The organism is Flintibacter muris (assembly GCF_943192995.1).
GTDB lineage: Bacteria > Bacillota > Clostridia > Oscillospirales > Oscillospiraceae > Lawsonibacter > Lawsonibacter muris.
The window spans coordinates 1-2,648 of sequence record NZ_CALPCP010000099.1; the positions used below are offsets into that span (position 1 = coordinate 1).

The window sequence follows — 2,648 nt, forward strand, 5'->3', positions numbered from 1 at the left end:
TCCTCATCACCCGAGAGTATTTTACCACATTTCTCGCTTCTCCGCTACTTCTATTTTCTATCTTGGTGAAGTACTAGAATGTATGCATAATTTAACGTCTTGTCTTTTAAATCATACTTGTAATTCGCTTATTGGGGGGATATATATTCTCCATAGCAACGATTTCTGGAGTTCGCTTGTGTTTCACTATTTACTGTGGTAAAATGCTTTAAGACAAGTTACTTATCGTCTCTGTCATTTTTCTTTACACACCGGTCTATATAGGGCCTGCTTCATAACCTCAAACTGCTTAGAAGACAAGCAATATGGGATGAAATATGGTAGAATAGGTGCAAGGGAATTGGGAAAAAGCAAGGAAAAAGCGTGCACTTATAGGGGGCGGAGTGGATGTATAAGGACAACAGTCAGCTTCGGATGGAAGATTTCATCTTTCCATATGGGAAACTGGACCCAGAAAACGATTGGGTGAAACTGGCGGCGCTGGTTCCGTGGGAGATAGCGGAGGAACGGTATGCAGCGCGATTCGTGAACAATGGTCACCCGGCCCATCCGGCACGGATGGCATTAGGGGCGCTGCTGATTCAGCGGCGGCTGAAATGCAGCGACCAATGGCTGGTGAAGCACATTGGAGAAAACCCGTATCTGCAATATTTCATCGGCATGAAGGAGTACGGGCCGTGTCCGTTCGGGGCGTCCACACTGGTGGCGTTCCGGAAACGGTTCAGCGAGGAGGACCTGGCAGCAATTCTGGAGGCGTCTGTCCCAAAAGCGGAGACAGGGAAACAGGATGACTCGGATGACGGGAACGATCCGCCTAACAGCGGGACATTGATTCTGGACGCCACATGCTGCCCCGCGGACATCGCCTATCCTCAGGACATCGATTTACTCAACCAAGTGCGGGAGAAAGCGGAGAAAACGGTGGACGAGCTGTGTAAAGCGGCAGGACAGAAGAAGCCCCGGATGTACCGCAAGCGCGCCCGGAAGGACTATCTCCGTCTGTCCAAAAGCAAGAAGCGCAGTGGGAAAGCAATCCGTTCCGCGATACGCAAACAGCTGCAATACATCTGCCGGGATATCAGGTACATAGCTGAATTGGTTCAAAAAGGTGCAAAATTGTCTTCAAAGCAGGCGGACCGCCTGAATATCATGACTACTGTCTACGAGCAGCAGCGCCTCATGTTTGAATCCGGGACCCACAGCATTCCCCGGCGCATCGTCAGTCTGGCCCAGCCCTGGGTCCGGCCCATCGTTCGGGGAAAAGCCCACGCCAATACCGAGTTTGGCTCAAAACTGCATATCAGTCTGGTGGATGGCTATGCCAGGATCGAACGGCTGGACTTCGAGCCCTTCAACGAATCGGAAGACCTCTGGCGGGCGGTGGCTCGGTACCGGGAGCGCTATGGCTGTTACCCGGAACGTATCCTGGCGGACAAAATCTACCGCAGCCGCCAGACACTGGCTTTTTGCAAAGAGCATGGTATTCGTCTGTCCGGTCCGGCCCTGGGAAAGCCGCCAAAAGCTCCCGGCCTGTCCCGTCAAGCAAAGAAACTGGAGTATCAGGACAACTGCGACCGCAATGCTGTGGAGGGTGTTTTTGGGACGGTCAAGACCGCTTACGGCCTGGACCGCGTCATGGCACGCCTACAGGAAACCGCTGTCTGTGTGATTGGCTTGCACTGCTGCTCTCAAACCTTTCCTTATCCCTGAGGGCCGCTCTCGCTCTGTTTTGCCTTATGCTTCTGCTGTTTGTTTTGCTGACGTTGCGGAGCAGAGCCTATATAAATGCGTGCAATAATGAAGCATGACCTGATAATAGAGGATGAATTATGAATATAGAGAAAGAAATACAAAAAATTGCTGAATATCAAAATGCAATACTTCCGCGTCATGAACGCAAAAGCGAACAGGCAATAAGTGATATCGTTGCGAACACCATTGCATCTTATGAAAACAAAACATATAATTTTGCTGGCTATAGTAAATTGCAAATACATCAAACCGGCAAACAAAGAAAAGTTATCATGTATCCCCCTTTCTCCAGTGAGGCCCTGCTGTGTATCTTCTTAAAACGGGTATTAGATCGAAAGTTTCATATTTCCTACCCTAATAGGAATACCTTTATTCGATCCTTGTTTGACACTATCTATGCATTAAAAGATATGTCTGATTATACGATACTTAAGTTTGATTTTAAGAACTTCTTCAATTCAGTATCAAGTGTCTTTGTTTATAAAAAATATATACAAGGAAAAGATTTAGAGAGATATCAAGTAAAATTATTGGAGTCTTTTGTGTATGCGACAAAATATGCGTATGCAGGTCTCAACACTTCCAATATTATATGTGAGATTGCAGCAAAACAATTCGATGAGTTATTGTTGCAAAGATTAGAACGACATGGCGTGATTTTTTATAAACGCTACATTGATGATGGGATTGTAATTTTTAATCGCTATATTAGCCAACCTGATTGCTTAGATATAATTAACAAAGTAATTTTAGAAATTTTTTATGCTCCCCAATATGCAAATGTTCCACAGTGTAAAGTATGCCTTAATGCAAGTAAGACTAAGGAACCACTGATTTAATCCCCCCCGCCCGGAAAGTATGGTAAAATAGAAGGGAAGGGGGCAGAAGAAATGAAA

At 46.3% G+C, this 2,648-nt stretch carries 1 protein-coding gene and 1 pseudogene; both read left to right on the forward strand.

What is annotated here, in order from left to right; translation table 11 throughout:
* Window positions 1-387: 387 nt before the first annotated feature.
* Window positions 388-1,808: pseudogene (locus NFS22_RS23345) on the forward strand (IS5 family transposase).
* A 21-nt stretch (window positions 1,809-1,829) separates the two neighbouring features.
* Window positions 1,830-2,591: an RNA-dependent RNA polymerase family protein gene (locus tag NFS22_RS23350; protein WP_251320016.1), complete on the forward strand. Its 762-nt coding sequence runs from the start codon at window positions 1,830-1,832 to the stop codon at window positions 2,589-2,591.
* Window positions 2,592-2,648: the final 57 nt, after the last annotated feature.

Excerpts from the sequence above, each read along its gene's own strand:
- NFS22_RS23350 (WP_251320016.1), top strand. The coding sequence starts at position 1,830 with ATGAATATAGAGAAAGAAATACAAAAAATTGCTGAATATCAAAATGCA.